This window comes from Vibrio sp. SCSIO 43155, from assembly GCF_023716605.1.
Taxonomy (GTDB): Bacteria; Pseudomonadota; Gammaproteobacteria; order Enterobacterales; family Vibrionaceae; genus Vibrio; species Vibrio harveyi.
In genome coordinates, this window is sequence record NZ_CP071853.1 from 1,263,020 (window position 1) to 1,289,666 (window position 26,647).

A 26,647-nucleotide genomic window follows, 5' to 3' on the forward strand; every position below is an offset into this window, starting at 1 on the left:
TCTGTGGTTGGCTTTCAGTAAGCGTAGAACAGCTCAAGTAAAGCGTCAGGGGAATAGAGATTTACCTATACTTTATGTGGGTCTCAACACTCTGGAGGCTAACATGACCATGTCAACCCGGCTCGACCACTATTTGACTGAGCATCATATTCACTTTCAAACCGTGAATCACAGTCATAGTAATAGTTCGCTGCAAAGCGGTGTTGCAGCGGGTATCCCTCTCAATAACTTGGCAAAAGGCGTGATTTTGGAAGATCACCAAGGTCGTCATATGATGGCTGTCTTGCCTGCGAATAATAAAATCAGCTTGTCTCGATTGAATGACGAGCTCAACGCCTCTTTCCATTTAATCAAAGAAAGAGAAGTCTATCGTTTGTTTACCGATTGCGATAACGGCGCGATACCTCCGGTGGGTAGCGCTTATCACATGGCAACCATTTGCGATGAAATGCTCGCCAATTTAGAGCATGTGTATTTGGAAGCAGGCGATCACGAAACCTTGATTAAGTTGGATAAAGAAGCGTTCCGTGAACTGATGGGAGAAAGTCGTTTTCTACGTTTTAGTAGTCAGGTATTTCATTAGTCTTAAGCTGCAATGAATGCAGTGCCTAGAACAAGTTGGCTCTTGTTGTGACGATTTCATTTTGAATTGCTTTCGCGACAAGAGCCTTTATTCGTCCTTATCTTCAGCGTCTTTAATCTCCTCAACCAAACCCGCCCTGTCAATTCGATAATGCGCGAGATCGTGAGCAAGAAAGAGATGACCAGAGTAAGCTGTTTGAGCTTCTTGCCGAATCTGCTCGATCGAGACTTCCGCTTCAGGGCTAAATTGATAACGAGGACTAAAGTGAGTGAGAATCAAGTTCGGGACTTGTTTTGCCTGCGCATAACTGGCGACTTGTGAGGAATAGGCGTGACCGACTTCTCCTGCTCGCTCTTTCATCGCTTCTGAGTACGTTGATTCATGTACCAACAGGTGCGCGCCTTCAATTAGACTATCGAGCGTTTCTGGTTTGTCGTTATCACCACAAATAATCACTTTTCTCGGTGGATGTGCAAGCTTAGTAAACGCCTTACTCATTAAGGTTTGACCTTGGTACTCCACATCATTACCCCGCACAAGTTCTCCCCAGATAGGTCCCCTCGGTATGTTCAATTGCTCAAGCTTATCGATGTCTGGATACATACGAATGGTTGACTCTTCAAAACAGTAAGCAAAGCTAGGAACACGATGGGAAAGTGCAGTTGCGGTAATCGTAAACTGACCAATTTCAATCGAATCAAACTGCTCTACTTCAATGAAGTGAAGTTCAAATGGTAGATAGAGTTTGGTGAACGCCTGAGTCGCTTCAAACCACTGTTTAATCCCCTCTGGCGCAATGATCGTCAGAGGATCTTTGCGGTTATTCATGCCTGCACTGGCGAGCAAGCCCGGTAAACCATAGCAATGGTCACCGTGAATGTGAGTAATACAGATAGCTCGCAAGTAATTCAGTGATAACGGAGTGTGTAGCAATTGGTGTTGAGTCGCCTCTCCACAGTCAATCAGAAACCACCCTTTCCCCTTGCTCTCCAGCAAAGCAATCGCAGAAACATTACGGGATTTAGTTGGAACCCCAGAGGACGTTCCTAAGAAATACAGCTCCATATGACTTCTCATTCCTTAAGTAAAAGCTCTAATCACTCATAAAGTTTAGCATTCGATTCAGTGATAAATTGCATGATTCTGACCGATTTTAACACTAAGCTTTAAATATCAATTAAACATCCGTTTAAAACAAGCGTACCAAAACACACTAATTACCATTCACTATTCTATAACACTTAAGCCGCACTTTTTGAGTGGACATCAAACACCACAGGGCTTTTTCGTGAAACATCCACGATGTATAAATAGAGCTTAACTATAACATTTACAGATATTTATACCCAAAACTACAAACCATTAGTTATATGAGATGGTAATAACAAATCCTGAAACTCAATGTTACAACTATGTTAATTATTTTTATGCTTGAGTTGAGTGTTTAGCAAATAACCTACTCATCCCCTGTATAGGTTATTAGGCACTTTTATTTAAAACGCATCCTAAAAACACATGGAGTTTCAGAGTGATATGAAGACAAGGAATGCAAAACTCGCGCTTGCAATAGGTATAGCGCTCAGCTCCCCTAAGTTATACGCCGCTGGATTTCAATTATCCGAACATTCTGCCGCTGGTCTAGGGCGCGCCAATGCAGGCGAAGCCGCCATAGCAGACGGCGCATCGGTGGTTGCCCATAACCCTGCTGCCATTACGATGTTCGATTCTTACCAATTGTCCGTAGGTGCTGCTTACATCATGCCAGAAGTTCGCGTAACCGGTAACGGACCTTCAGAATCCTTTAATAATCAGCTAACCAATAATGACGTCGTCGACAATGTGGTTGTGCCATCTTTTTATATCGCAGCCCCAATCAATGACTCGTGGTCATGGGGGCTTGGTATCTTCACAGACTTTGGTTTGGCAACCGAATACCCTGATGACTACTTAGCCGGACCGATTGGTGGGGAAACCAGTTTAGAAACGATTAATTTTAACCCTACCATCGCCTACCGAATCAACGACGAGTTCAGTGTTGGTGTTGGCGCTAGCATTGTTTATGGTAAAGCCAAGCTCACACGTACATTGGGTATTCTTGCCGATGCCATCAATGCCGATACGGGTGCAAACTTTGCACGCACAGATATTGCAAAATCACTCGATGGTGATGGCTGGGGTTACGGTTTTAACCTCGGCGCACTTTGGGAGATCAACGAGAGGCACCGTTTCGGATTAAGCTATCGATCTAAAGTGGATGTGAATTTCGAAGGCGATTATTACTCAGACATCCCAAGTGCGATTTCGATGCCGGGTCAAACCGTGACGGGTGACCTAACCCTAAACCTGCCGAGCATTACTGAGCTCTCTGGTTTCCATCAGATCACTGACCCACTGGCTATTCACCACAGTGTAATGATGACGGGTTGGGATGTGTTTGAAGAAATCCGCGCCACCGTTGATGGGCAAGAAGTTCTGCAAAAGGATGAGAACTTCGAAAATGCCTTCAAATATGCGTTTGGGGCAACTTACCAACTCAACCCTTCCTTCACTCTGCGCGCCGGTATTGCTTATGACGAAACGCCTAATGTGAACGACAAGAGCATTAGCTTGCCAGATTCCGACCGAATCAATTACAGCTTTGGTGCCACGTACGCCTTCAATCAAAACAGCCGAATCGACTTTGGATTCACCTTTATTGATGCCGAAGAAGTCACGTTCACTGAACCGCTTGAGCCGCACGCTCTACCGGGTGTTGATATCGCTTATCGCTCCGAAGGGGACGCCTACATATACGGAATCCAATACAACCACTCTTTCTAATTATTCCTGACTGAGTCAATAACACTAATTACAGGGAAGCAAATCATGCACGGAATAAACAAAACGGTTGTCGCTGCACTCATCAGTTCTGGTCTTTTGATGGGTTGTAACAGTGACGATTATGATGAACCGCAAACCTCTAGCGGTTATGAATTATCTGAATACGGTACACCAGAATTATGTGGCAACGGTCAGGAATGGGCGAGCGCAGAACAAGTCACCGCAATTGAAAACCTGGTCGAACTTGCCGAAGACAACAGCGTGGTAACACTGCCCGCTGGTTGTTTCAAAATGAACAATCAATTGACGGTCGATTCGAAGAATAACCTCGTCTTACGTGGTGCTGGTATCGACCAAACCTACCTCGACTTCAGTGGCGTGGATGGCAAAGACGGTATTGCCATCAGTGGTGGTTCGAACATCACCGTATCCGATCTCCAAATTGCAGAAGCCTCTAAGAACGGTCTTAAAGCCGACGGGGTTGAAGGCATCATTATTCGTGATGTCGCAGCGGTTTGGCTCGAAGTGCCTCGTGCACGTGACGAAGATGGCAACCTACGCGGCACTTACGGCATCTATCCAGTAAAATCTCAAAACGTCTTGATTGAAGATACATGGAGTTACGGCAGTGCCGATGCGGGTATCTATGTGGGTCAAACCATCGGTGCAGTTATCCGTGACAACGTAGCGGAAAAGAACATTGCCGGTATCGAGATTGAAAACAGTTCGAATGTGGATGTCTACGACAACTTAGCGCTAGGAAACACGGGCGGTGTGCTGCTGTTTGACCTACCGGGCGCTACCACTATTGGTCGCTTAATTGATGATGTACGTATCTTTGATAACGTCATTCGTGACAACAACTTAGAGAACTATGTTGATACCACGTGTCAAAATGGGCTTGGCGGCTGTGGCGTGGTAGGCATCGTCCCTCCTGGTACTGGCGTCGTCATTCTGTCCGGACGTAATAGTGAGTTCTTCAACAACGCGATTACTAACCACGACTCAATGGCACTTGCTATGACGAGTTACTTGTTGGTGAACGGCGATCCCAACGCTTACAGCCCTCTCAATGGGACATCTGAAGGCAATGCCGTTATGCAGGGCTGGAACCCTGTTCCGACCAACATGTATTTCCACGACAACACCATTACCAACACGGGCGCCAATCCAAATGGTTCTCTGATTGAGGATATGATTTTAGCGTACACATTGAATCATCAAGCCTTCCCTGCTCTGTTTTATGATGGCGCTGGTGAGTCACTGATTCGTTCACAGATGTTTGCACCATTGCGTGATGCGCTCAACGGTATGACAGGAACAACCAACTGGAATTACCTTACCGAGTTTACCGATGCAGACAGCAACTGTTTAGTGAACAATGGCGCAAGTGTCGGTGTATTGGTTGATAACATGGACCCAACCGCCATTGGTCGTTATGCGGAAAACCCAGCCAATGCAGATTTCTTATACGAGAAAGAGCAAACAACGCTACTTACCGCTGGTTGTGATTCTAAGACGCCATTAGACATCAATACCGTCACAATTAATGGCGTGGTGTATGGCTACAATCAAACCGAAGACGGAGCGACGGATCCTGATAATCCAGATACACCAAACGGTATCGTCGGCAACGCAAGCTGCGCCCTAGATGACGTGACGGGTATTAACTGGGATGCGATTACTCGTGAAAGCGCGACATACGGTGAAAACTGTGTGAGCTTGTCGCAATACAATCTGTTTGAAGATGCCAAAGATCCAACACAAAATCTTAACTTAGCGGCATCTGCGAAAGGTACTTTGTATGAGATGAACGTTGAACTCTTTACTGACTACGCACGCAAATACCGCTTTGTTGTGATGCCGAACGAAGCCTCTGCAGGCTATCGTGAGCAAGAGGTGTTCGACTTCCCAGTCGGTACCGTATTGATCAAAACCTTTGCGCTACCTTCGAGTACTGAGAATGCTCGTGGTGAAAACGAAGAGCTCATTGAGACTCGCCTATTGATTCGTCGTGACAGCGGTTGGATTGCCTTGCCTTACGTATGGAATGAAGACAAAACCGACGCTTACCTGACTGCCGTATCGGTACCCTTTGAGCGCAGCGTAGAACATAACGGCGAAACGCTTAATTTCACTTATGAAGTACCAAGCCGAAATGAGTGTACCTTGTGTCACAAAGTAGAATCTGATGTCTCCGATCCTACTGGTAACACACAGCCAAAAGGTTTCTCTCCTATTGGTCCTAAAGCTCGTAACCTAAACAGTGCTCAAGATGTCTCTGATGGCTCGCCAGTCAACCAACTTGTACATTGGGAAACGCTGGGGCTATTTACAGAAGCTTTACCAGATACACCAGAGAACTTACCTAAGACCCCTGTCTTTGATACCGAAGCGGGAGCAAGTAATCTAACGGATACTGAGCTACTGGATTACGCCAAAGCGTACCTTGATGTGAACTGTGCGCACTGCCATCGCACCGAAGGTAAAGCGGCGAGTAATCCATTCAAGTTTGAATACTGGCGTGAAGGGATCAGTGAAATGGGTATTTGCGCTCGTGGTATCACCTTCCACAAAGGCCCATCTCCGTATGTGATTGTACCGGGTAATCCAGAAAACTCTGTGCTGCACTACCGCATCAATGTCGACAACGGAAATATGATGCCAGAACTAGGCAGACACGTTGTTCACGATGAAGGTGTTCAGTTAATTGCCGATTGGATTAACTCAATTGATACCACGGGCTGGAGCTGTGTAGAGTAATAATATCAATGGCTACCAAGTGTTTAAGTAACCATTAACTTACTTCAACTAGCCGTATTAAAGGCAAACGAAATAGAAGAGCATATGAAAAGTCTCCAGCTATGCCGGAGACTTTTTGCGGTTTTATGCTTAATCCAAATTGATTTAGTCTTGTGGATTCTCTTTCGCGTTGATTTCTGCGTAGGTGTGAAGAAGCTCAGTTAGCGTTTTCACCCATGCAAAAACATCGTTTGGTGTATTTTCTAATAGCTTTTCAACTTGCGCGCAGTGCGTTTCAAGTGTGATCGCTTCTTCTAAACGGAATGAAATCGCGTAGAAATGCCACAGCACAAGCCGAGTCATTCGCTCACTGTTCTGCTTCGCATTATCGGATTCATCAAATGCTTGCTGAATTTCGCTTAGCGCGATTGCAGTCATACGTAACATTGCATCTAGGCGCGCCGATAACATACGGTCTTCGCTGTCTACTTCTTCTTGATCAAAGGTAAACAGCTCGTTCATCACATCTTCTGGCACCATTTTACTGATCATGCGAGCACTGAACTCTTCCAGTTCATGGCGAGGCATAGTCACAAGACAATCGAACGTGTAATCACGAAGCATAAAATCACTCTATATCAGTTATAACTTTTAGAGTGAGCATTCTAAGGGCTGTGATTTCAATTGCCAGTGTTTCTTTTGTTGGATGTCCAACGAATCTTGTTCACGTCGCCTTAGTCGGTAGATTTGCTCTTCTTAAAATACTGGAACACTTTCCAAACAGCGAACGCTGCCACGCCAACGATCAATGCAGAGCGAAGGAGAATGGGCGCATCGTGTTCGAGTTGGGTTGCGTGAGGGACAATGCTTGCAAACAACCTACTGGCAAAAAGCAGCCCCATCACCAACATAATAACCTTGTTCATACGCGCTACCTTTCAAAGTCGAGTCCCACGCACCAAACGCAGTTATCGAGTTATTTGCTAAATAAGAGCCTTAGCCCTGAGTTAACTTAAAAGAATGCGCGCCATGATTGTCGTCGTCAACACCGCCGAGGTCTGAAAGTCGGTAAGCTAATATTGCATATTTGAGGAAGCGCCAAGTGATGCCAATCAATTACTCTCTGGCTGCCAACCTTAACCCCCGAAGAACACATCCTGTCCCTTATTTGACCATAAATCGTAGTTTTTCATGACTTTGGAGAACTGGGAGCTTTGAATGTACCCGTGCAACCTCGCTTTTAACTTTGGGTAAGGGCTTTATAGAGATCACGAATTTTCATTTGAAATTCCACCACTTTCAAAAAGAGGAACTTGCCTCCATCAAAGTTCACCGCATTTAGTACGGCTTCCTGTGTTTACAATATTTATGAAATCAACAGCTTTCAAACGTAACACTCAGTAGGCTCACCTATGAACAACGAGGCAAAACAACTTTTTCACCATCTGTGTCATCAATACGACGAGCTGTCTCAAGACTTAGCTACTCGCCCTTTTCCTGAGCTATCGGAAACCATCCGTCACCCACTCGGTTATTGCTTTGTTCGTTGCTCTATCGGCAGTCAACGTTTTTCAATAGTGTCGATCAAGTTTGATCCTTCGGTACGAGGTCAAGGTGTGCTAACGGCTTTTATCAACTACATCAAAAGCAATCCACATCACTACCAAGGCGTTGAAGTTGCAATCATCGAAAACCAAAATTTAGCGAAAAGGTTACTGTCCCTTGGGTGGGAATACAAATCCTTGTTTAGCAAACTTTTCTTCTCCAAAAAGCCCACGCTCGTTAAAGACTTTCAATGCGCCTAGTCGTCGCCTTTTAGCATATCGATAAATGCTCGTCTTGATTCAGCAGACATATCACGATGTGTCGTGTATGCCACATGAGCACTTTCCTTAGCAGCTTTCGTAAGCTCAATGCTCCACAAGGCATTTATCTGGTTTGGCACTAGTGAGTAACGTACGTCAATGATACGCCGTTCATTGTTGGGATCTCGTACGACAAAGCCATCAGAAAACCATCGGAATCGCTCAATATCTGCGGCTTGCTGTGATGTACGGCTTAACCAAGGAAAATCTTTGCTGACATCTAATTTAGTCACAGATTCACCAGTATAGATTTTTATGTACGTCCCTACTCTTATGGCGTCCACATAGTAGTTACCATCAGCTTCGTAGATGACTTTCCAAACCAGAATGTTTGCGAACGTGGGTTTAGCTTCTAATCGCAACGGCACATGTTGTCTTGCTTTAGCCACCTTCCATCCAGCCTCTTCTGCTCTTTCTCTTTGAATCACTCCGAAGGAGAGATAAGCGAGAGTCCAAATTAAAGCGATTCGCCCGTACCAAGGGTTACGTTTCCAGAACGCAAACAGAACACCAATTAAAATTGGAAGCGTAAAGAGAAGATCGATAACAGAAACCGTATTCCACGAATAACGAGCATTGGTTAGCGGCCAGAACAGTTGAGTGCCGTAACTGGTGCACGCATCCAGTAAACCATGTGTCGCGTAACCAAGTGCGCAATACCACCAGCTTTGTTTGAACGATAACCCAAACCTTTTGCCGAGCATTGGGTATAAAGCCAATGCACAGAGCAAACTACCAATAGGAATGAACACCAATGAATGGGTGAATTGTCGGTGGTATTCAAGAAACAACAGCGGGTCGCTCGAAGACTGAATCAGAATGTCTAAATCTGGCGCCATGCCCGCAAGCATTCCAAGCACACCTGCCGCCACTAAATGCTGTTTTTTACTTGCCGACTGAGACAAAGATGCCCCAACGAGTCCTTGAGTTAACGGGTCCATCGGCTATGTTCTTTATTTTGTCTAAAAACCAAAAAGGTTGGCTGCATAAAATATCCGTATTTAGTGAACTCGAGAAAGGAACGACATAGCGCATCAAAGTGATTGAACCTCTGAGTTATTTGCACAAGAGCACTACCTTTAGTGTAGAAGGAGTCCGTTACTTCCGCCTCTATTACGCTATAATCTGACACCTTACCTTTTGAGTATAAGTTTGAGGAAACTCAATCAACGCCAATTCCGAGGAATGCCTTGCAATTAACCAGCTTTAAATACAAAACGCGAAAAGGTCCTGACTATCGTCATGGGGAGCAAGTGTCGTTCATCGATATTAAAGAGACCTTTGGCATTGGTGGTATCCGGATTGGCAAATGGGTTAATACGGAGGAAAAAGATCTCGCTGCAAACTTGATCTTTGATTCTTTGGCTGACTTAGCTTATCTCTTAGCGTTGCCACCTTCCGCCATAGGGCTAAGAGGCAATTTGAACCTCGCCTTCGGTACAGGTGGAAGTAAAGGTGTTCAAGCGCATTATGCACCGAATCAACGCGAACTTGCTTTAGCTAAGAATGCAGGTGCTGGTGCACTTGCTCATGAGTTCTGGCATGCGTTCGACCATTACATCGCAGAAAAAGCGTTTGATATTGGTGATAGATCAGGTCCACAACGTAAGACGATATTTGCCAGTGATTGCTGGCTGCATAACGCAGAGCATTTCCCTCACCCATTAAACGAGCGACTGCTTAAGATTTTCGATACAACTTTGCTCAGTGCCGACGGACAAGATAAGCACGATTACGTGACTCGAAGCGTTAAAGCGGATAAAGCAATGGGCGCTAGTTACTTTTCTCAACCTACGGAGATGATGGCAAGAGCATTTGAAGCCGTCGTCGAATCTTGCTCGGGCATCGAAAACTCTTATTTGGTTTCCGGCACAACTAAGGCGGACACCATTATCGTCTATCCAGACATTGCTCATCGCCAAGTCATTCACCAGGCACTGCAAGCTTATTTCAGACCGCTTGGTGAGGCATTGAGCCGATAGCAAAGAATAGCGACTATGCGCCACGAGATATCATGATTTCCCAGTACAGACCTTTACCACAGAACTAAAAAAGGTTTATACATAAACTTATATTATTCAAAGTGCTGATATTTCATGACGCTAAAACAAATTCTGCAAATCCGTAATGTCCGCTGCTTCTTAATGTTCCGAAGCAGCTACTTTGCGCGATTCTACTATCCAGTGTTCACTCTACTCTATTTAGATTACGGCTTAACACTGTCTCAATTTGCGATGCTCAACGTGGTTTGGGCTGCAACCATCGTGCTAGCTGAAGTCCCTTCCGGTGCATTTGCCGACACATTAGGACGCAAACGACTAGTGGTGCTATCTTCGATAGTGATGTTCATCGAAATTGCAATGATCGCCTTTGTCCCTACAGGAAATCCCACTTTTGTTTTCATTGTATTTTTGATTAACCGAGTGTTGAGTGGCTTAGCTATGGCATTGGCAAGCGGCGCAGATGAAGCGCTGGCTTACGACACGCTAAAAGAGCAAGGCAAAGAAGATTTGTGGCCACGAGTGCTGCAAATCCAACTTCGACTGTCTTCGAGTATCGGTATAGTCGTCACCCTTTTGGGTGCAGCCATGTACGACGTCAACTTTATGGCAAGCGTTTATCATTTCTTAGGATTCGCAGAGCCAGAGTCTACACAAGACATCATGAGAATCCCCGTCTATGCGACCTTGTTTGTAGCAATGATTGCTATCTACTCGGCATTCAGCATGAGAGAAGCGAAAAAAGTCATCCCGAGCAACAGCAGTAAGTTAGCGTCCACGATGGAGAGTATGAAGCTGACCCTCAACACGGCAAAATGGGTATTGTCGACGCCTTATGTATTGTTCATTCTTCTCTACTACAGCTTGTTTGAGCATACATCACGTATGTTTTTAACCATGAATAGCCAGTACTACCGTGCCATTGATATTCCGATTATTTACTTTGGTTTTATTGGTGCAGGCATCAGTGTGTTGCAGATTATGTTGGCAGGACAAAGTCGTCGTTTAGCAGAAAGCATGGCTCCGAAAACGTTCATTGCAATAATGGGGTTTGCGAGTATGGCGACGTATTATTGGATTAGCCTTGGATGGTCTATTTACGGCGTCATTCCGGCGTTGATCCTTATCTTCATCATTATGACGATGAACATTTTCATTAGTTATCATCTCAACAAGAAAACGGAATCTCACAACCGAGCGACGGTACTTAGCTTTAAAGGTTTAATGTTTAACCTAGGCTACGGCTCAATTGGTATTCTTTATGCCTATTACTACAAGTTAATCTCGCAAAACTATACGCAAGAACAGATCGCACAGCACATCGATTTCATCGCTTCGCTATCTTCATTCTTTTATTACTTTACGTTCTTGTTTATCGCCATCAGCGTATTTTTCTACTTTAAAGATAAGAAGCAGACCATTTTCTAACCGCAGATATTGGCGATTCAACCCCATCTAAAGATACCAAATAAGGCGAACCAAACGGTTCGCCTTTGTGTAAACAGATAGCGATTTCTAACTACCTCAATTCAAACAACTCTCGATGAAATGACTTCGCCGGTAAACCTAACCTTACAAATGCTTTCTCAAGTGTCTTGCCTAATTCTGATGGTCCACAGTACCACACACTGCAATGTCTAGTACCTTCTACACACTCTGTGACTTCTGCATTTCTGAATCGACCTTGTACACTTGTGTTCTTCGTATATAGCGTAACACCAGCCTTCTTTGCTCTTTGTTTTAGCTCCTCCAAAAGTGGCTTATCTTCTTCTCGATAGCTGTAAAACAAGTACACCGTTTTGCTCGTACCAACTGTCTCTATCGCAGTTAAAAATGGCGCAATACCAATGCCTGCGGCAAACCAAACTTGTCGTTCTGCATTATCTTGAAAATTGAACCGTCCATACGGTCCTTCAATACGCGCAGCTTGTCCAACCTTTAAAGAACCTTTCAACGCAGAGGTGTAATCGCCATTCGCTTTGATCATGAGCCTTACTTCACCATTTTGATGGTAAGCGGAAGCTAAACTAAAAGGATGTGGGCGCTCGTTATCACCAAAATCGACAAAGGCAAATTGACCTGGTTGATAAACAAACTCCGCTGAATCAACTTTGAGCATGACTTCAATGCCATTACTGATCGGCTTGATACTTTGTACTTTGGCATCATGGCATTTCTTCTTACCATTCAAATTAAAGATGGTCATGAAGCACCCTACCGTTGCTAACCCACTCATACATAAGAGAATGGCTCCGGAAGGGGTTATCCATAGACTCGCCTCAAAAAACATCACCATGTGTAAAACTAAAAATAAGTATAAATACGGAAGCACTTTGTGGGTGAGTTGGAAGACGTTGTGCTTAAACTTTTTAATCCATGCGATCAGAACAAACGCAGCGGAAAGGTAAAAGCCATACTCACCAATAAGCTGAGCAGGGTCGCCCATTGCATCTATTAGTTTCCAAAACGGAAAGGTTTCATTCTTTGGCTCGATGTAACCAAAATCCATCGCGAAATCATCGCTTAGAAATGCCCCCCAGTGAAACAGAGCTGAAAAGACTGCCGAGATCCCTAAGTATTTGTGCAGACGGTATTGCTTATCTAATCCGCCTAACCAGCGTTCCAATGGCCAATGTTTAACAGATAAAATCACGCACAACGACATAAGCAACATTGACACAATGCCGCTGTAGTTAACCAAATAAGTGCGCACCTGCCAAAATAGGGACCATTCAAGAGTTGGAGTTCCAATTTGCAACACAACATAAGGGACAAGTAACGTAATGAGTACAACACCAAAATTGAGCATCAAATTTCTATTCATACAACGAGTTCAATCCAATCATGACTTTAATCGTCACTAAGCTATCAATAGAAGTGTGAAAAACTTGTATAGCTCGAACCCTCCAGACCATCAGGGATGGGTTGAACGCTAAAGTTCGTTAACGCAGCGATAGACGCAGTACGACAATTCTATCGGGACGAGCTTGTTCAATGCCGTATTCACATTTCTTTTACACCGTCACCTACACTATGGAGACGACAATAAAAGACCTCTCTCAGATGAAATTAGCGCTTAAGGAGAACTCAATGAAAAAACTCATATTATGTATCGCCCTAACCGCTTTTGGTGTGTTAAGTCTGCCAAGTTATGCTGCCGCCGATGCAGAAATCATCAGTCAAGAAGATGCCATTAAAGCAGCGCTAGGGGCGTTAGATGTTGAGGTGCTAGGCATTCGTCACGATGAACCTGATACCCAGTGGGATGTGTTTATTAAACGTGGAGATAAAGCGTACGAAGTCGAGGTTGATGCTCTCACAGGTAAGATTGTTGCGGCGGAAGAGGAAAGTCTAGCCGAAGTTCAAGCAGAACTTTCTGGCGATCTTTCACATGAAGGCGTGATTGGCGATGTCGATAAATAACGAGTGAGTTAAGGGCAACATAAACCGCTCCTATTAATCTCACTTTGTGTATTCCGCCCTTCTAATAGCCCATCGAAAAAAGGCGAACCAAATGATTCGCCTTGGGCGGACAGTAGGAAAGGAATTTATCGAAGACAGTTACAGCTTATCAGCGTCAACGACTTTTATGGTTGTCCAATTAGAGTTGGCATCTTGGATGAAGCCTTGTGTATCTTCCAACCAGCGCTTTTGCACCGATTTATCAAGATTCAGATATAGTTTGCCGTCTTCAATTTTCCACGCTTGAGGGTCAGTTTCGAACTTTTTACCCATCGCTACACCAAATGCACAGTAACCACCGTATTGTGGTGCGTAAGCTTGTGGATCCGTTTTGAATTGATCACGGTTTGCCGCATTAGCAAAGTGGTAGATAGCATTGTTGTAAGTGGCTGAATATTCAGGCTTGCCTTGCACTGCGCCATTATCTGTAAAGTACGCAACTGGGTCATATCCCTTGATCGCAAGATCATTAGCATCAACGCTCATGCCTACATCCGCAGCCATTAATGAAAAACTGGTTCCGAGTAAAGCGGTCATTAAAGTGAGTTTTCGACCAGTTGATTTAATGCGTGACATAGTAAGCTCCTTGTCTGTTTGTTTACCTTGTGTGAATAAATTAGCGGACTCTTCCGGTCTAAAGAGGGACTAATGACCAAAAAAATACGCAAATCGTTCGGAGGTAAAATGGACTTGTTATCACAGCTGATGGAACACTTCTCAATACGGACTGGTGTTTTCTATTCCGGGCATTTGTGTGGCATTTCTTCATTTCAATCAGACCACCACAACAGAGGTCACCTTCATGTACTCAATGCGGGTGATTTAATCTTGACGCCTGCAGGAGAAAATCCAAAACGGCTCACACAACCTTGCGTTATTTATCTGCCGAATAATACCCCTCATCGATTGGAAGGAGGTGAAGACAGTAAATTGGTGTGTGCAAACGTGGATTATAGAGGTGGTCAGATAAATCCTTTGTTGTCCGTATTACCAGACGTGATAGTCATCCCCTTTGAAGCTGCGCCAAACTTAACACCGGTATTAGATATGTTGTCTCAAGAAGCCAGCAAGAACTCCGTAGGACAGGAGTTTTTGATGGACAAGCTAAGCGACACTCTGATGGCTTTGATCTTCCGTCACTTAATTCAAGAGCAGAAAATCGAGCACGGTCTATTTGCCGCCCTTTCCCACCCTCGCCTTGCCAAGGTCATTACTGAAGTGCATCAATTACCACCTCGTCACTTTCATATCAATGAAATGGCGTCCATCGCTGCGATGTCTCGGACTCAATTTATCGAGACCTTTAAACAAGTGGTTGGTGAAACTCCGGGGGATTATGTACAAAAGTGGCGAGTATCGGTCGCGCAATCGATGTTATTGCAAAATAAGCCGTTGAATTGGGTCTCTGATGAAGTCGGCTACAGTAGCTATTCTGGCTTCTCCCGCGCTTTTCAAAATGTCTCAGGAATGTCACCACGTCGCTGGTTACAAGAGCAAAAGGATGAAGTTGTTTGACGCAGCCATTTGTTTGACTAAAAAAGCGAGTCAAAGACATGCTCCCAAAGGGCACTCTTTGCAAATATAAGGGCCTTGGCTTGTATACTTTGTTGCCAATTCTTGATTTAGACCCACTAAACCTTTAAATCACCGCCGCGTCTACAAACCAAGTCATTCTCGCTGAACCTAGCATCTCGAGGTTACTTGGGTATAACTACCAGAGCTGAAAAAACGGCTATCGTCTCCCTGCGTACAAGTCCCTACCACCGAGCCAAGCACTGATAAAGCCGTAAAGAGCAAGATAAGGACAAACAACAGCATCTTATGCTTTCAATCCTCGTCAATCTGAGAAGTAACAAATTCATCGATGAACAGCTTTCCTGCAATCGAATCAATCGCGGCGATGGCTCCTCCCGAACCGTGGTAGGTTTCAGCATATAGATTGAATACTTGACCACAGGTTCGACAGGCAAAGTAGTTACAGATTAAATCATTCCACCCTTTCCGATTTACCATCTGAGAAAATGGCTCACCCCAACTGCCGTAACCCAAGTATTTAAGCGTTTTAGCCTCCGTTCTTTCATTGAGAAAGCACATTGCATTCGCCAAATCTTTAGGGTTGTTTATTTTTCTCACAGCATCTGAACAATCTTCACAACTCATTTTGGTTTTCCAGTTCACCTTTAACTAAATTTATTGCTGTCGTTCAAAATAAGTACCTAGCTCATGAACGATGTGTTGTTGTAAGCCCTCCCGATTGCAAAGCATGATCTGAAGGTCTCGGTTATGTGTTCGGAAAAAGAGTGATAAACCACTTTCATAAGGAACGAAGTTATGGTCAATAAACACCATTTCCTCATCAACTTGATACCGCTCACCGTTATAATCATAAAATTCTTTTTTGACTCGGTAGCGAACACCAGGATGTAAAACACTAAAACTCTTATTTTGACAAGTGTTGTTCATTTTTCTCAACGACCCTATTCTGTGGCGTTCAACCTAATATAAGTAATCCGGCGACCTAACCGCTAACAACGGAGCCAATAAATACCGTATGTTTCGGGTCATTGTTGAAGTCGATGATTGAAGTGCGATGCGCTTGTGTTGTTATCAGTAAGCGTTGCATTTGTTTCACGCTTTACCACAGCAGATAGCGAATCTATTAAGGTAAACGCTGGTATGTCAGGTTGGGAGCCAGAAAAACCTTGTCACAGCAAATTGATTCCGAATTGCTTTGCTACTAAGTTTGTCAAAGCAAAACAAGCTACCGATACTACGCAGCTAATTAATAGCGTCAGCCAAAAGGAGTATTTGGTTAGCAAATACGGGAAGAGTAAAAACATTGGCAACGTCGGCACGACAAACCAAAACGTGTAGAAAGCGTGGTTGGACAGTTTTTCTGTGCCTTGACCTTCAATATACATCCATACCAGCGCCAAAATAGTCACCGTTGGTAAGGCTGCTACCAAGGCACCAAGTTTGTCACTTCTTTTCGCCACTTCAGAAATTAATACGACGATTGCCGCCGTGGTTAAGTACTTGGTCACTATCCATAGCATTGTATTGCACCTTCAATTCACTTCGATCCGCTCTTAAAGTTAAACAAAAACAAGGCCTTGTTTACAAGCTGATAACCTAATATCTGTGAGTCTTCTCAGACATCAAGTAAAGCTATAGGCATACTATTTGAGACTTCATTCTTAACGAGTCCAACACACTTGATTTCGCCCTGAGTTTTTCGCTTTGTATAACGCTCGGTCCGCTTCTCTTAATGCGTCTTTTAGAGAGTCTGTGCCGTCAAAATAGGCGACCCCAATACTTACCGTGATATCAATGTACATATCATTGATAAACACGGGCGTATTCGCCACTGTTTTTCTTACTCGCTCGCAGTATAGGTATGCTTGTCGAGCGTTAGTGTTTGGCATCAACAACATAAATTCCTCACCACCAGTGCGAGAAAGAGTGAAATCATGGCTCGTGTTTGCTTCGCATAGCTTAGAGAACTGAGCTAATACGATGTCCCCCACCTCATGACCATAAGTATCATTAATGCTCTTAAAAAAATCGATATCAAACACAGCAATTGAGCCTGCCGTATTCTCTTTTCTTAACACCTCAAACTTAGTCTCAAGACCACGACGGTTTAGGAGTCCAGTTAAGTAATCGGTATGCGCTTCATTTTGCAGGCTATCTCGCTGCATTTCTGAATGACGAAACTTGTTGAAGTACCTCACCGGTGTTGTCACCAATATTAGTAGCGTCAACAAAGTGGCAAAAATAACCACTCGTGGGATCAAGCCACTGTCCTCTGGCGATATTGAGATTTGCCAATTGGTGTTAAAAATCGTCACGATGCCAGTATGAATGTCACAATCAATCTCACCTTTAGAGCTGATCACTTTGTCATAATAGTTGCTGTTATCAGGATCATAGCCAACAACAGAGTAACGATTCACGTGGTTTTGGTTTAATACTTGCTCTAGTTTGCTAACGATTGATTCTAAATAGATAACGGAAGAAGAAAAACCAATGAAATTCGCATCGTCTGAGATACCTTTTCTGAGGATGAATGCTTGCTTACCATTTTGAACTAAGGTGACGGGACCTATAATCGTGTTTTTCTTACAGTTTACAGACTGGTTTGCCCCAAGTTTTCGTGTTTGGTCTTCAAGAACGTTGTGACCAATTGCCGCTTTATGCTCGTCGTAGGGATAAGCATATTGCACGACCCCTTTTGGAAGGTATAACAAGGCATCCACATTGGTATAAGTGGATAAAAGCTTACGACTAAGTTTATTAAACTCTGCTGATGACATGTCATGGTTCTTAGAAAGCACCACAACTTCTTTCAATACTTCAGCCGTAATCAATGCGTCATTAAAGATGACTTTCATCTCTTTATTGATAGCACTGATAACTTGTTCAGATTCTTTTTCGTTATTGATGGCGGTTAGTTTTGTGGCGAGTAATTCCGTTAGCAATAATACCGAAATTAAAAATACTACTTTGATGCCCCAACTCATTACAACTGTCCTAGATTAACCCACTCTCCCTATCCCTAATTCAACAACTAAAATCCGTTTAGCTTTCATTCACTGCAATTCTGATCAAGATTTGAACTTGATGCATTTAAGAAGCGGCGATTATACGCATAATTGTATACTGTTCGATGATCAAAAGGTGTCGTTACGGATAAATATTTTTATCAATCAACAGTAAATTTCTATCGATCGATTTGATTGATCGACACAATCGATTCTATTAATTAAAAATATTGACCGACACGGCAAAAACTTAATGCCTAAACTGATGAATTTTCAAACAAATCTAGCCATTTTCTAGAATTGTCACTGATAATCGTCTGGTTTACATGAGCGACAGCAAACAGAGCCAAATTTACTCGTCAATTAAAGGCGAGCTAAAAACTCGCCTTTAATCTTATATCGACAATCAAGCTATGAATGATCAGTTAATGTCTTGCACCTTCATAACCAGTTCTTCCCAGTTTCTTTGGTTTTCGATATCGTGCTCTAAACCTTGGTCATCGGCAATTTGGAAGCGCTTAACCGCTGGCGTTTTACTGGTTGCTTGGTAAAGCCAGTAAGCTTCGGCTTTCAACGCTTCATCGATTGGCTTATCGATTGACTCGTACACCATTTGCTTACACGCATTAATAGATTCAGTTGGGAACTTGGAAATTCGCTGCGCTAACTCATCAACATAAGGACCAATCTCATCAGGCTCCAACGCTTTGTTTATGGTGCCGTACGCTTCTGCTTCGTCCGCATCGAAGTCGCGAGCACTCAAGATGATTTCTAGAGCACGTCCTAAACCAACCTGGCGTGCCATCCGAGATGCGCCACCACCGCACGGTAAGATGCCCATGCCAACTTCCATCTGCATAAATTTGTATTTACCGCGTGCGGCAAAGCGCATATCACATGCCAATGCAAATTCATGACCACCACCACGGGCAAATCCCTCCAACTTAGCAATCGTTGCTTGTGGTAGCTTGCTGATCCTTTCTAACACTGATTGAAGGTCAAGCAATTTCGCTTCTTCACGAGAAACAGCTTCTGTCGACATTTCTTTCAGCAATTCGGTGTCGTAATGACAAACCCAAATTTCTGGATTAGCAGATTGGAATACAACCACTTTCACGTTACGGTCACGTTCCAGACGTAGCGCTAAACCGTTCAAATCCGTCAACATTTCCTGCCCTTGTACGTTTACCGTTCCAAAATCAAACGTAACATAAAGAACGGCTTCTTCTTGTTTTGCAGTAAATGTTTTGTAGCCTTCGTAAGCCATATCCATTTCCTTTTTCCAATAAAAACATAACGTTGCGATTTACTTAAGCAACGCAATTAACGTTACGCCTCTGAAAAACATCAAACAATGATTTATAAATTGAAACAGTATTTACGAAAACTAAAAGGTTGTTTGTCCGTTTACGACTAATCGTTAAGTTTCCAGCACTGATTATTTGCATTCACAAGCAACTAGAACAGCGACCTTCTAGTTGCTCGAATGACTATCAACAAGCGCACTTCACATGGGCTTGTGCGATCCCACGGTCTAACTGCCTATTCATAACTAACTTAATCCTTGGACTCTTTAGCTTCTGTTTTCTCTTCCTGAAACTCTTCACTCTCTACGACATCAACAACGTCCTGAGTTTCCGTATCGACCCACTTCATAAACACCTGATAACCAGCAGCTAAGAATGCAGCGCCAATAAACATACCCAGTATACCGCCAGACATCATGCCGCCAACGGCACCAATAAGGACAATAGGCATCGGGACTTCTAACCCTCGCCCGAGAATCAATGGTTTTAAGAAGTTATCAATCAAGCTAGCGGCGATCAGTAAGATGGTAAAGATCACGTTATGAACCGTTCCGCTGTCCCCCGCCCACAACAAACCAACGGCGACTAAAGCAATAATAGTGACCGGAAGTTGAACGATAGCGAAGACTAGTGCGATAAGTGTAAACAAGGCTGCGGCAGGTACGCCGGATAATGCAACGACACCGCCAAATGCCATTGCTGTTAAGAAAGCAATACCAATGATGCCCACGGCGACTTGCCTGATAGTTGCAGTGGTAAGTTGGTGCAAATCCGGACCTCTTACTTCATCGGTAAAACTAATGAAGATCTTACGTATCGACCTAGCCGCAGGTTGTGCCCAAGCAAGCATGATCCCCGCAATAATAATCGCACCAATCAGCATAAACACACTTTTCGCCGCACCTGTCGCACTGTCAACAAACCAACTAAAGAACCCTTTAATTTGTGGCTGACGCTTTTCAATAAAAGTTGGTAGATCGTCCGCCGCTTCATACCAAACCGCATGAACTTTTTCACCGACCAACGGCCAGGTTTTCACACTGTCTGCTGGCTTGGTGATTACCAAAGTGCCATCTCGGTAAGACTCAAACGCACCTAAGGTTTTAGAAGCAAAAGAGTTGCCCACCATTGCTGTTGGCGTGCCGAGAATCAGCACACCAATAATCGCGATCAATGTTGCCGAGCGCGCGGAGCTTAATCCGAGTTTTCTTTCAATAACAAGTTTGACTGGATAAAGCGCAATAGCAAGGACTAACGCCCAGAGCAAAATAGGTAAAAAAGGTAAGAATGCCCACCAGCACACAATAACGATAAGCGTCGTGATTGAGAATCGTATCAAAGATGTGGTGAACGCTTTCGCCAGTATTTTCTCAAGATTTTCATTTGAATTATTCACTGTTTATCCCTTTGGTTTCACGTCATATCCCCATCATCTGATGATGGATAACGTGTCAATTTGTCCAAGCACAGTCATTGTCCGCGCATTACACAAGTGGATGTTTTAGAGCCCCACTCTGTAACGCAAAGCTCACTTATAAAACCTAGTACAACCTCCCGTACATTCAACGGTTTAATGTTGAGTTGTTTATGAAGTCGATGTTAAGAAGCGTTATTAAGTGACCATATTCTGATTTTGCGGTTCTCTATTTCCACTTGTATAACGCGCACTTTATATTGCTCACTTTGTTGCACTATTTAAGCAGTAAGGGCAAAAAGATGTCAGCACTCGAACTTATGCGTTCAGGAAAGGTTTATAACTGTCTAGACGAAGAACTTCAGCTCATGCGGGAGCGCACATGTGAGCTCATTTTCAACTTCAACCATGAACCCAACGCAGCAAAGCGTCATGCACTTCTCGTTGAAATAGGCGTCAATCTTGGTGAAGGTGCTTATATCCAAGCCCCGTTGCAATTGACGTATGGATGCAACCTTTCAGTGGGCTCGCATACTTACATTAATTGGGATGCCATCATCATAGACAACGGACAGGTAACCATTGGCGCGAACGTGATGATTGGTCCGCGAGTTCAAATCTACACCGCTGCGCATGCTTTAGAGACAGAGCAACGCCTTGCTGGTGATGAAACTGCAAAACCTGTAACCATAAAAGATAAAGTATGGATTGGTGGTGGTGCGATCATTATGCCGGGCGTGACGATTGGAGAAGAAGCTGTCATTGGTGCTGGATCTGTCGTAACGAAAGATGTGGCTCCGAGAGACCGCGTTGCTGGTAACCCCGCTCGCTCCATCAAAAAAGACTGACAAGCTTGTCAGCAGAGGGAATGGAAAACCGGAGAGATTCAACGGTTTGTAGAGGTCACCAACCGATATACTCTTTCTTTTCTTTCAAGGACTTGCTTTATGTCTTTTTCGACAAAGTCGTTAATAATAGCGTTCTCTCTCGCCACCAGTTCGGTGTCACTGGCGGCGACAATTGAAAACTCAGCTTCAAACGAAACAGTTTCCCAAGACGCGATTGCAAATAATGCAGCATCAACGACCTTTCCATCTACACAGACATGGCTAAACCACATCACAACAGGCTTAGCCCCTTACTGGAAGGATGAGAAAGCTTACGGAGAACCTGTTGGAAACTTCCCCACTTTCCGCTGCAACGATGGTCGCAAACTGAATACAGCCAATGTTTGTCCTGAGTTAGATCGAGGTTGGATTACTCCTTATTTTGGTCGTGAATATACGCGGATGAAGTCGCGCCAAACCTACGCCTATGGGGTGCTTTTCCACCTAACTGGAGACACTCAAGCCCTTGAACTAGCGAAGCAAGGGGCTTATTACCTAATAAATGAATTGCAAGACAAAGAGCATGGCGGCTTTATTTCGTTCACGCAAAACAAACAAGCTGGTTTAAAGTGGACACAGAGAACTTCGCAAGACCAAGCTTACGCACTCGTTGGGCTTGCAATGTATTACTACCTAACGGGCGATCCTCTGGTAGAAAAAGTGCTTATTGATCAGCAAAAATTTATCTTCGATAACTACAGACTAAACGATGAAGTAGGGCTTGCTTGGGTTTTACAAGATGGAGATGAGCAAAGTGCAAAACAGCATGAGTTGGTTGCACAATTAGACCAAATTAACGGCTATATGCTTTTGGTCGCTCCCCTATTGCCTGAGCCACATCGAACGAAGTGGCTCAGTGACCTGACCTGGTTAACAAATACATTAGTCCAACATTATCACTCAGATAAAGAGCAACGCTTCTACGGTGCAATTCATCATAAAGCCGTCATGCAGCCAAACGCCAAACATAACGATTTCGGTCACACCATTAAAGCGTATTGGATGACTTACCTTGTCGCAGAACAAATAAACAATGCCGATTGGAAACAATTTGCGAAACAAGGCATGCGAACGACATTAGAGCGAGCGCAATATCAACAACAGTTTGAACCAGTTAGCGCTTTTTTTTCTCCCGAACTGCAAAGCGAATGGGCGAATCAATCCATCCCTGCTTGGCAAAGCCGCCCTTATTCTAACGGCAGCTCTTCTTGGGAATGGGCAGAGCTTGACCAATCAGCAATGACACTTGCCATATTAGATAACAAGGTGGGAAATGTACTGCCATACACCACACGTACTTTTATGGATGCATGGGTTGATCATCAATATGGGGGCGTCGGTCTCGATCCAAAGTCAACCAAAGCGTTTCATTGGGGCAATGGTTATCATCAATTCGAGCACGCATTGATTGGCACCTTAACGTCTGGTGCACTAAACCATCAGCCAGTAACTTTGTATTATGCAAATGCGAGCAAAGGGCAATCCGATTTCACGCCTTATTATTTCCAAGGCAAAGTGGATAACGTCGAACGAACGGCGCAAGGCGAAATTCAAGCTGTGACCTATAGTAACATCACCCCATAACCACACTTTGGATACATATCGGCAAACAAAAAGGCGACTCAATGGTCGCCTTTTGCATGCTTGTTGTGGGTTAGATTCTGAACGAGCCGACGTAATGATCAAGCGTTTGCGAGAGCTCAGCCAGTTGTTGACTCGATTGCTCTAATTGCTCACTTGCATTTAGACCGAGCTTCACTGAATTGCTCACCGTATCCATGTTCATGTTGATCTCGTTGGCTACTGTCGATTGTTGTTCTGTTGCCGTTGCAACCTGAGTATTAATATCCAGTATGGTCATTACCTGTTTAGAAATCGCTTCTAGTGCTTGTCGAGCTAGCTCCGTCTCCGTAGTTCCTTCTTCGATCAGAGCTTTACTGTTCCCCATCGAATTCACGGCATTTTGCGCTTCGTCTTGCAAGCGTTTGATCATCAGGTCAATCTCATCGGTTGACTGCGCGGTTTTCGTCGCAAGGTTACGCACTTCGTCGGCTACCACAGCAAAACCACGGCCTGCATCACCAGCACGAGCGGCCTCAATTGCAGCATTAAGTGCCAATAAGTTCGTCTGTTCTGAGATACCTCGAATCACCTCAAGGATTGAACCGATCGATTGAGTATTATCTGCCAAACTTACGATGATGCTGGACGTGCTGTTCATCTCGGTTTCAAGGTTTGTGATTGCCGTAGTGGTCTTTTGCAGCATCTTGTAGCCTTCTTGCGTTTCATCCGTTGCAGTACTTGCCGCACTCGCTGCACCTGCTGCATTCGATGCAATTTCGTTAACCGTCGCAATCATTTCATTCATTGACGTCACCACCAGCATGGTTTGCTCGTTTTGCTCCTGCCCACGAGTCAACGCCTGTTGAGATTGCTCACGTAAGGCAGTTGCAGAGCCATTCAATGCAACACCAGTGCTCACCACTTGCGAAATAATGCCATAAACCTTTTCGACAAAGACATTAAATGCTGATGAAATCTGAGCCACTTCATCATTACCTTTTGTTGGCAAACGAACAGTCAGATCGCCTTCCCCTTGGGAAATGTCATGCAGTGCATTTTTCAATACAGATAACGGCTGCATTAAGTGGCTTAGCAGAAGTGAAAGTAGTAGCACGCAGAGTACAAATATCACGATCATTGAACCAAGTTGGTAACTAATAATACCGTTCGTTGCTTGGCTCACTTCCGTAATTGGAATACCGATATCGAACGTGCCGTAGAGTTGACCATTCACGTAGATTGGAGCCATGATATCGAACACCCACACTTGCTGCACATCCGCGTACCACTTCGAGTATTGCTGCACACCTTTGGTTGCACCCGCCACTGTATAGTCATCTTCGTACTTCTTGTTTAGCTTTTGTTTATCACTGTGTGCAACCGCCGAAACATTGCTATCGATTACAATGGCATAACTAACATCTGAGCGTTGCTTTAACTGGTCAACTAACGCTTGGAGATCTTGGACCGGATGGTTTGAGTTCTCTAAAATGTAACTTGCATTCTCAGCTAAGAACTCAGCCTGAACCTGAGATTTGTTCAAGATGATGTCATCGATTTTCTGACTGGAGATAAAGTAGGTAGACGCCATACTCGCCATGACAGCAATGCCAAACATGGCACAAACGGCTAATAGGATGATTCTTTTCATTATGGTTGTCTCAACGCAAGCGATTAATTTCTATCAACGGGGTTAATTAAGCCGATGACTTGGCATTACTCTCTTTGCCAACCCATTCTCCCGCGACACTGGTTTTAACTATTCAGTTACGTTATCCGCATCAAATGCAACAACTTTAATAAAATGAACCATTTTTATATCAGTATCACACTTTTATAGAATAACCATGTAAGCCGTGTAGATTTATCAACACCTAAATAAGTCATTGCTAATTAGCAAGTTTCTGACAAACAATACGCTCTCATAATCATTCAAATTGATATTCGAACATCATTAATGCACAGTTAATCACATCGAAAAAATCACCAAAATTAATCGATTTAATTCCTTATTAACTTTTATAAATCCGGACTAGTATCAAGGGGAACAACCGTTCAACGTATATAAGGCTAATAATAATGAAAAAGACTTTATCCACCCTAAGCATTGCGCTGGCGCTGTTTTCAAGTGCTTCATTTGCTGCTGACAACTACACATTAGATTCAAACTTTTCTTCAGTAAGCTTTGCTACCATCAAGAACCAGTTTGTTGTCGAGCCAGCGACCATCAATACTCTTTCCGGCACATTAGACAGCAATGGCAAATTTGATGTTGCTATCGATCTAAATAGCATTGAGACAGGTATCCCTATTCGTAACACCCGTCTTAATGAAATCTTCTTTGAATCTGCGAAACACGCACCAGTAAAAGTGACAGGAAAAGTTGATTGGGCTTCTCTGGGTGAAGGCTCACACAAGGTAAAAGTACCTGCTGAAGTAACGCTGTTTGGTAAGACAAAATCCGTTGAGTTTCCGGTTGTTATCCTAAACGCTGGCGATACGGTAATGGTGAGCTCAAGTGCACCTGTGATTATTGGCGCTGCTGACTTTGGTATTCCTAGTAAGAACTTAACTGACCTCGCGGCAACAGTTGGCGGGATTAAGATTTCTGATCGAGTTCCACTCACTTTGAATCTAACCTTTAAAAAATAGTTAGATTAAGTGGACACAAAGGCTTGGAGGCTCACCAAGCCTTTTTTCTTTCTACACGCCTTCAACCAACCGTACTGTGCGGCTTACGACGACTGACTTTGCTTAGTCACATTAAATGCCATACTCCGCAATACGTCGTTCTTATTCACAAAGTGATGTTTCAACGCTGCTAACGCATGTAGCAACACCAAGCTCGCGAGTGTGGCACAGCCAAAACGGTGAACCATAAAAAAGAACGCATTCACTTCGGCATTAGAAATTGGGTTTGGAATGGTAAACAGCCAAAAGAATGGATACTCATGTTTAAGCATTAGAAAGCCACTAACAAACACTACAAACATCACCAAATAGATAGCGCCATGTGTGAGTTTAGCGATGCTTTTCTGGGTATTAGAAACCGATTTTGGTAACTCTGGGGCTTTACGAAAGAATGACCACCCCCAACGTACAATCAATAACACGGAGGCGATGGTTGCAAACGACATATTGAGCGTAGATAGAACATGGAACACCTGCGGCATATCCATAACGAATAACATGCCGTAGCCTGCAAGCGTTGCATAAATGATAATCACCGCCATAGCCCAATGTAGCCATTTACTGAACGCATCGTAGTGTTGAGTGGAGGTATTTTGGACGCACGGAATCGCTTTCTGGTGCTGACCAGAATCTAATCTCGACATATTGTCACCACTTAATTAGTTTGAGATTTGCATGGGAATACGACGAGAGAAGGCTTTCCCATGATGAAGATTGAAGAAATAACGGAAGGCATTGAGCCTTCCGTCGTTCAAGTAGATTACAAGAT

General features: G+C 43.9%; 25 protein-coding genes. 11 read left to right on the forward strand and 14 right to left on the reverse strand.

Annotated elements, in window-relative coordinates; all coding sequences use genetic code 11:
* Positions 1–103 precede the first annotated feature (103 nt).
* A complete protein-coding gene (locus J4N44_RS22515) occupies positions 104–583 on the forward strand; it encodes an aminoacyl-tRNA deacylase (RefSeq protein ID WP_009699021.1) in 480 nt (159 codons plus the stop codon).
* Positions 584–670: 87 nt separating this feature from the next.
* On the opposite strand, the gene J4N44_RS22520 is transcribed toward J4N44_RS22515, so the two are convergent.
* Positions 671–1,648, reverse strand: a complete 978-nt coding sequence (locus J4N44_RS22520) for a ribonuclease Z (RefSeq protein WP_252045187.1) — start codon at positions 1,646–1,648, stop codon at positions 671–673.
* A gap of 468 nt (positions 1,649–2,116) precedes the next feature.
* On the opposite strand from J4N44_RS22520, the gene J4N44_RS22525 reads away from it, so the two are divergent.
* A complete protein-coding gene (locus tag J4N44_RS22525; RefSeq protein ID WP_252045189.1) occupies positions 2,117–3,403 on the forward strand; it encodes an outer membrane protein transport protein in 1,287 nt (428 codons plus the stop codon).
* Between the two features lie 45 nt (positions 3,404–3,448).
* A complete protein-coding gene (locus J4N44_RS22530) occupies positions 3,449–6,166 on the forward strand; it encodes an SO2930 family diheme c-type cytochrome (protein ID WP_252045191.1) in 2,718 nt (905 codons plus the stop codon).
* A gap of 144 nt (positions 6,167–6,310) precedes the next feature.
* On the opposite strand, the gene J4N44_RS22535 is transcribed toward J4N44_RS22530, so the two are convergent.
* Positions 6,311–6,769: a hypothetical protein gene (locus tag J4N44_RS22535; RefSeq protein WP_009699017.1), complete on the reverse strand. Its 459-nt coding sequence runs from the start codon at positions 6,767–6,769 to the stop codon at positions 6,311–6,313.
* 110 nt (positions 6,770–6,879) lie between these two features.
* On the reverse strand, positions 6,880–7,071 hold the full coding sequence (locus tag J4N44_RS22540) for a hypothetical protein (protein WP_005447081.1): 192 nt from the start codon (positions 7,069–7,071) through the stop codon (positions 6,880–6,882).
* A 486-nt stretch (positions 7,072–7,557) separates the two neighbouring features.
* Here J4N44_RS22540 and J4N44_RS22545 point away from each other — a divergent pair, with 486 nt between their 5' ends.
* A complete protein-coding gene (locus J4N44_RS22545) occupies positions 7,558–7,950 on the forward strand; it encodes a hypothetical protein (RefSeq protein ID WP_009699492.1) in 393 nt (130 codons plus the stop codon).
* Here the strand turns inward: J4N44_RS22545 and J4N44_RS22550 are convergent.
* Positions 7,947–8,951, reverse strand: a complete 1,005-nt coding sequence (locus J4N44_RS22550) for a metal-dependent hydrolase (protein WP_252045193.1) — start codon at positions 8,949–8,951, stop codon at positions 7,947–7,949. The two genes, J4N44_RS22545 and J4N44_RS22550, sit on opposite strands and share 4 nt — an antisense overlap.
* 249 nt (positions 8,952–9,200) lie before the next feature.
* Here J4N44_RS22550 and J4N44_RS22555 point away from each other — a divergent pair, with 249 nt between their 5' ends.
* Positions 9,201–9,992: a CLCA_X family protein gene (locus J4N44_RS22555; protein WP_026000380.1), complete on the forward strand. Its 792-nt coding sequence runs from the start codon at positions 9,201–9,203 to the stop codon at positions 9,990–9,992.
* 114 nt (positions 9,993–10,106) lie between these two features.
* On the forward strand, positions 10,107–11,438 hold the full coding sequence (locus J4N44_RS22560) for an MFS transporter (RefSeq protein ID WP_252045195.1): 1,332 nt from the start codon (positions 10,107–10,109) through the stop codon (positions 11,436–11,438).
* A 91-nt stretch (positions 11,439–11,529) separates the two neighbouring features.
* On the opposite strand, the gene J4N44_RS22565 is transcribed toward J4N44_RS22560, so the two are convergent.
* Positions 11,530–12,834 carry a ferredoxin reductase family protein gene (locus tag J4N44_RS22565; RefSeq protein ID WP_252045196.1) on the reverse strand — a complete coding sequence of 435 codons (1,305 nt, stop codon included), beginning with the start codon at positions 12,832–12,834 and terminating at the stop codon, positions 11,530–11,532.
* Positions 12,835–13,100: 266 nt separating this feature from the next.
* On the opposite strand from J4N44_RS22565, the gene J4N44_RS22570 reads away from it, so the two are divergent.
* The gene (locus J4N44_RS22570) at positions 13,101–13,433 is read left to right on the forward strand and encodes a PepSY domain-containing protein (RefSeq protein ID WP_017818757.1); all 333 of its coding nucleotides are present in this window, start codon (positions 13,101–13,103) and stop codon (positions 13,431–13,433) included.
* A 138-nt stretch (positions 13,434–13,571) separates the two neighbouring features.
* Here the strand turns inward: J4N44_RS22570 and J4N44_RS22575 are convergent, their stop codons facing one another.
* Complete coding sequence (locus J4N44_RS22575) at positions 13,572–14,048, reverse strand: YHS domain-containing (seleno)protein (protein WP_009699010.1); 477 nt, start codon at positions 14,046–14,048, stop codon at positions 13,572–13,574.
* A gap of 108 nt (positions 14,049–14,156) precedes the next feature.
* Between J4N44_RS22575 and J4N44_RS22580 the strand changes: the two genes are divergently transcribed.
* Entirely contained in the window at positions 14,157–14,987 is an 831-nt protein-coding gene (locus tag J4N44_RS22580; RefSeq protein ID WP_009699681.1) for an AraC family transcriptional regulator, read from the forward strand.
* A gap of 312 nt (positions 14,988–15,299) precedes the next feature.
* Here the strand turns inward: J4N44_RS22580 and J4N44_RS22585 are convergent, their stop codons facing one another.
* The 6 genes from J4N44_RS22585 to J4N44_RS22610 all read right to left on the reverse strand — a co-directional run bounded on the left by J4N44_RS22585 (position 15,300) and on the right by J4N44_RS22610 (position 20,719).
* On the reverse strand, positions 15,300–15,632 hold the full coding sequence (locus J4N44_RS22585) for a hypothetical protein (protein ID WP_050925219.1): 333 nt from the start codon (positions 15,630–15,632) through the stop codon (positions 15,300–15,302).
* A 30-nt stretch (positions 15,633–15,662) separates the two neighbouring features.
* Positions 15,663–15,935 carry a DUF3601 domain-containing protein gene (locus J4N44_RS22590; RefSeq protein WP_005447097.1) on the reverse strand — a complete coding sequence of 91 codons (273 nt, stop codon included), beginning with the start codon at positions 15,933–15,935 and terminating at the stop codon, positions 15,663–15,665.
* 242 nt (positions 15,936–16,177) lie between these two features.
* Positions 16,178–16,528 carry a DUF3147 family protein gene (locus J4N44_RS22595; protein ID WP_005447099.1) on the reverse strand — a complete coding sequence of 117 codons (351 nt, stop codon included), beginning with the start codon at positions 16,526–16,528 and terminating at the stop codon, positions 16,178–16,180.
* A gap of 141 nt (positions 16,529–16,669) precedes the next feature.
* The gene (locus J4N44_RS22600) at positions 16,670–17,995 is read right to left on the reverse strand and encodes a sensor domain-containing diguanylate cyclase (RefSeq protein ID WP_053050771.1); all 1,326 of its coding nucleotides are present in this window, start codon (positions 17,993–17,995) and stop codon (positions 16,670–16,672) included.
* Positions 17,996–18,437: 442 nt separating this feature from the next.
* A complete protein-coding gene (locus J4N44_RS22605) occupies positions 18,438–19,283 on the reverse strand; it encodes an enoyl-CoA hydratase/isomerase family protein (protein WP_009703030.1) in 846 nt (281 codons plus the stop codon).
* 290 nt (positions 19,284–19,573) lie between these two features.
* The gene (locus tag J4N44_RS22610; protein WP_017818753.1) at positions 19,574–20,719 is read right to left on the reverse strand and encodes an AI-2E family transporter; all 1,146 of its coding nucleotides are present in this window, start codon (positions 20,717–20,719) and stop codon (positions 19,574–19,576) included.
* Positions 20,720–21,039: 320 nt separating this feature from the next.
* Here J4N44_RS22610 and J4N44_RS22615 point away from each other — a divergent pair, with 320 nt between their 5' ends.
* Positions 21,040–21,585, forward strand: a complete 546-nt coding sequence (locus J4N44_RS22615) for a sugar O-acetyltransferase (RefSeq protein WP_050936230.1) — start codon at positions 21,040–21,042, stop codon at positions 21,583–21,585.
* 99 nt (positions 21,586–21,684) lie between these two features.
* Positions 21,685–23,208 carry an AGE family epimerase/isomerase gene (locus tag J4N44_RS22620; protein WP_252045198.1) on the forward strand — a complete coding sequence of 508 codons (1,524 nt, stop codon included), beginning with the start codon at positions 21,685–21,687 and terminating at the stop codon, positions 23,206–23,208.
* A 70-nt stretch (positions 23,209–23,278) separates the two neighbouring features.
* Here the strand turns inward: J4N44_RS22620 and J4N44_RS22625 are convergent, their stop codons facing one another.
* The gene (locus J4N44_RS22625) at positions 23,279–24,838 is read right to left on the reverse strand and encodes a methyl-accepting chemotaxis protein (protein WP_252045199.1); all 1,560 of its coding nucleotides are present in this window, start codon (positions 24,836–24,838) and stop codon (positions 23,279–23,281) included.
* Between the two features lie 428 nt (positions 24,839–25,266).
* Here J4N44_RS22625 and J4N44_RS22630 point away from each other — a divergent pair, with 428 nt between their 5' ends.
* The gene (locus tag J4N44_RS22630) at positions 25,267–25,839 is read left to right on the forward strand and encodes a YceI family protein (protein WP_005447112.1); all 573 of its coding nucleotides are present in this window, start codon (positions 25,267–25,269) and stop codon (positions 25,837–25,839) included.
* Positions 25,840–25,922: 83 nt separating this feature from the next.
* Here J4N44_RS22630 and J4N44_RS22635 read toward each other — a convergent pair whose 3' ends face one another.
* Entirely contained in the window at positions 25,923–26,522 is a 600-nt protein-coding gene (locus tag J4N44_RS22635) for a cytochrome b (RefSeq protein ID WP_009703574.1), read from the reverse strand.
* Between the last annotated feature and the right edge of the window lie 125 nt (positions 26,523–26,647).

Bases quoted from the DNA above. Each gene is read 5' to 3' on its own strand.
- J4N44_RS22540 (WP_005447081.1), bottom strand. From the start codon at position 7,071: ATGAACAAGGTTATTATGTTGGTGATGGGGCTGCTTTTTGCCAGTAGG.
- J4N44_RS22550 (WP_252045193.1), bottom strand. From the start codon at position 8,951: ATGGACCCGTTAACTCAAGGACTCGTTGGGGCATCTTTGTCTCAGTCG.
- J4N44_RS22600 (WP_053050771.1), bottom strand. From the start codon at position 17,995: ATGAGTTGGGGCATCAAAGTAGTATTTTTAATTTCGGTATTATTGCTA.
- J4N44_RS22585 (WP_050925219.1), bottom strand. From the start codon at position 15,632: ATGAGTTGTGAAGATTGTTCAGATGCTGTGAGAAAAATAAACAACCCT.
- J4N44_RS22605 (WP_009703030.1), bottom strand. From the start codon at position 19,283: ATGGCTTACGAAGGCTACAAAACATTTACTGCAAAACAAGAAGAAGCC.
- J4N44_RS22615 (WP_050936230.1), top strand. From the start codon at position 21,040: ATGTCAGCACTCGAACTTATGCGTTCAGGAAAGGTTTATAACTGTCTA.
- J4N44_RS22515 (WP_009699021.1), top strand. From the start codon at position 104: ATGACCATGTCAACCCGGCTCGACCACTATTTGACTGAGCATCATATT.
- J4N44_RS22625 (WP_252045199.1), bottom strand. From the start codon at position 24,838: ATGAAAAGAATCATCCTATTAGCCGTTTGTGCCATGTTTGGCATTGCT.
- J4N44_RS22580 (WP_009699681.1), top strand. From the start codon at position 14,157: ATGGACTTGTTATCACAGCTGATGGAACACTTCTCAATACGGACTGGT.
- J4N44_RS22620 (WP_252045198.1), top strand. From the start codon at position 21,685: ATGTCTTTTTCGACAAAGTCGTTAATAATAGCGTTCTCTCTCGCCACC.
- J4N44_RS22525 (WP_252045189.1), top strand. From the start codon at position 2,117: ATGAAGACAAGGAATGCAAAACTCGCGCTTGCAATAGGTATAGCGCTC.
- J4N44_RS22560 (WP_252045195.1), top strand. From the start codon at position 10,107: ATGACGCTAAAACAAATTCTGCAAATCCGTAATGTCCGCTGCTTCTTA.
- J4N44_RS22590 (WP_005447097.1), bottom strand. From the start codon at position 15,935: ATGAACAACACTTGTCAAAATAAGAGTTTTAGTGTTTTACATCCTGGT.
- J4N44_RS22570 (WP_017818757.1), top strand. From the start codon at position 13,101: ATGAAAAAACTCATATTATGTATCGCCCTAACCGCTTTTGGTGTGTTA.
- J4N44_RS22520 (WP_252045187.1), bottom strand. From the start codon at position 1,648: ATGGAGCTGTATTTCTTAGGAACGTCCTCTGGGGTTCCAACTAAATCC.
- J4N44_RS22635 (WP_009703574.1), bottom strand. From the start codon at position 26,522: ATGTCGAGATTAGATTCTGGTCAGCACCAGAAAGCGATTCCGTGCGTC.
- J4N44_RS22595 (WP_005447099.1), bottom strand. From the start codon at position 16,528: ATGCTATGGATAGTGACCAAGTACTTAACCACGGCGGCAATCGTCGTA.
- J4N44_RS22575 (WP_009699010.1), bottom strand. From the start codon at position 14,048: ATGTCACGCATTAAATCAACTGGTCGAAAACTCACTTTAATGACCGCT.
- J4N44_RS22530 (WP_252045191.1), top strand. From the start codon at position 3,449: ATGCACGGAATAAACAAAACGGTTGTCGCTGCACTCATCAGTTCTGGT.
- J4N44_RS22565 (WP_252045196.1), bottom strand. From the start codon at position 12,834: ATGAATAGAAATTTGATGCTCAATTTTGGTGTTGTACTCATTACGTTA.
- J4N44_RS22630 (WP_005447112.1), top strand. From the start codon at position 25,267: ATGAAAAAGACTTTATCCACCCTAAGCATTGCGCTGGCGCTGTTTTCA.
- J4N44_RS22535 (WP_009699017.1), bottom strand. From the start codon at position 6,769: ATGCTTCGTGATTACACGTTCGATTGTCTTGTGACTATGCCTCGCCAT.
- J4N44_RS22545 (WP_009699492.1), top strand. From the start codon at position 7,558: ATGAACAACGAGGCAAAACAACTTTTTCACCATCTGTGTCATCAATAC.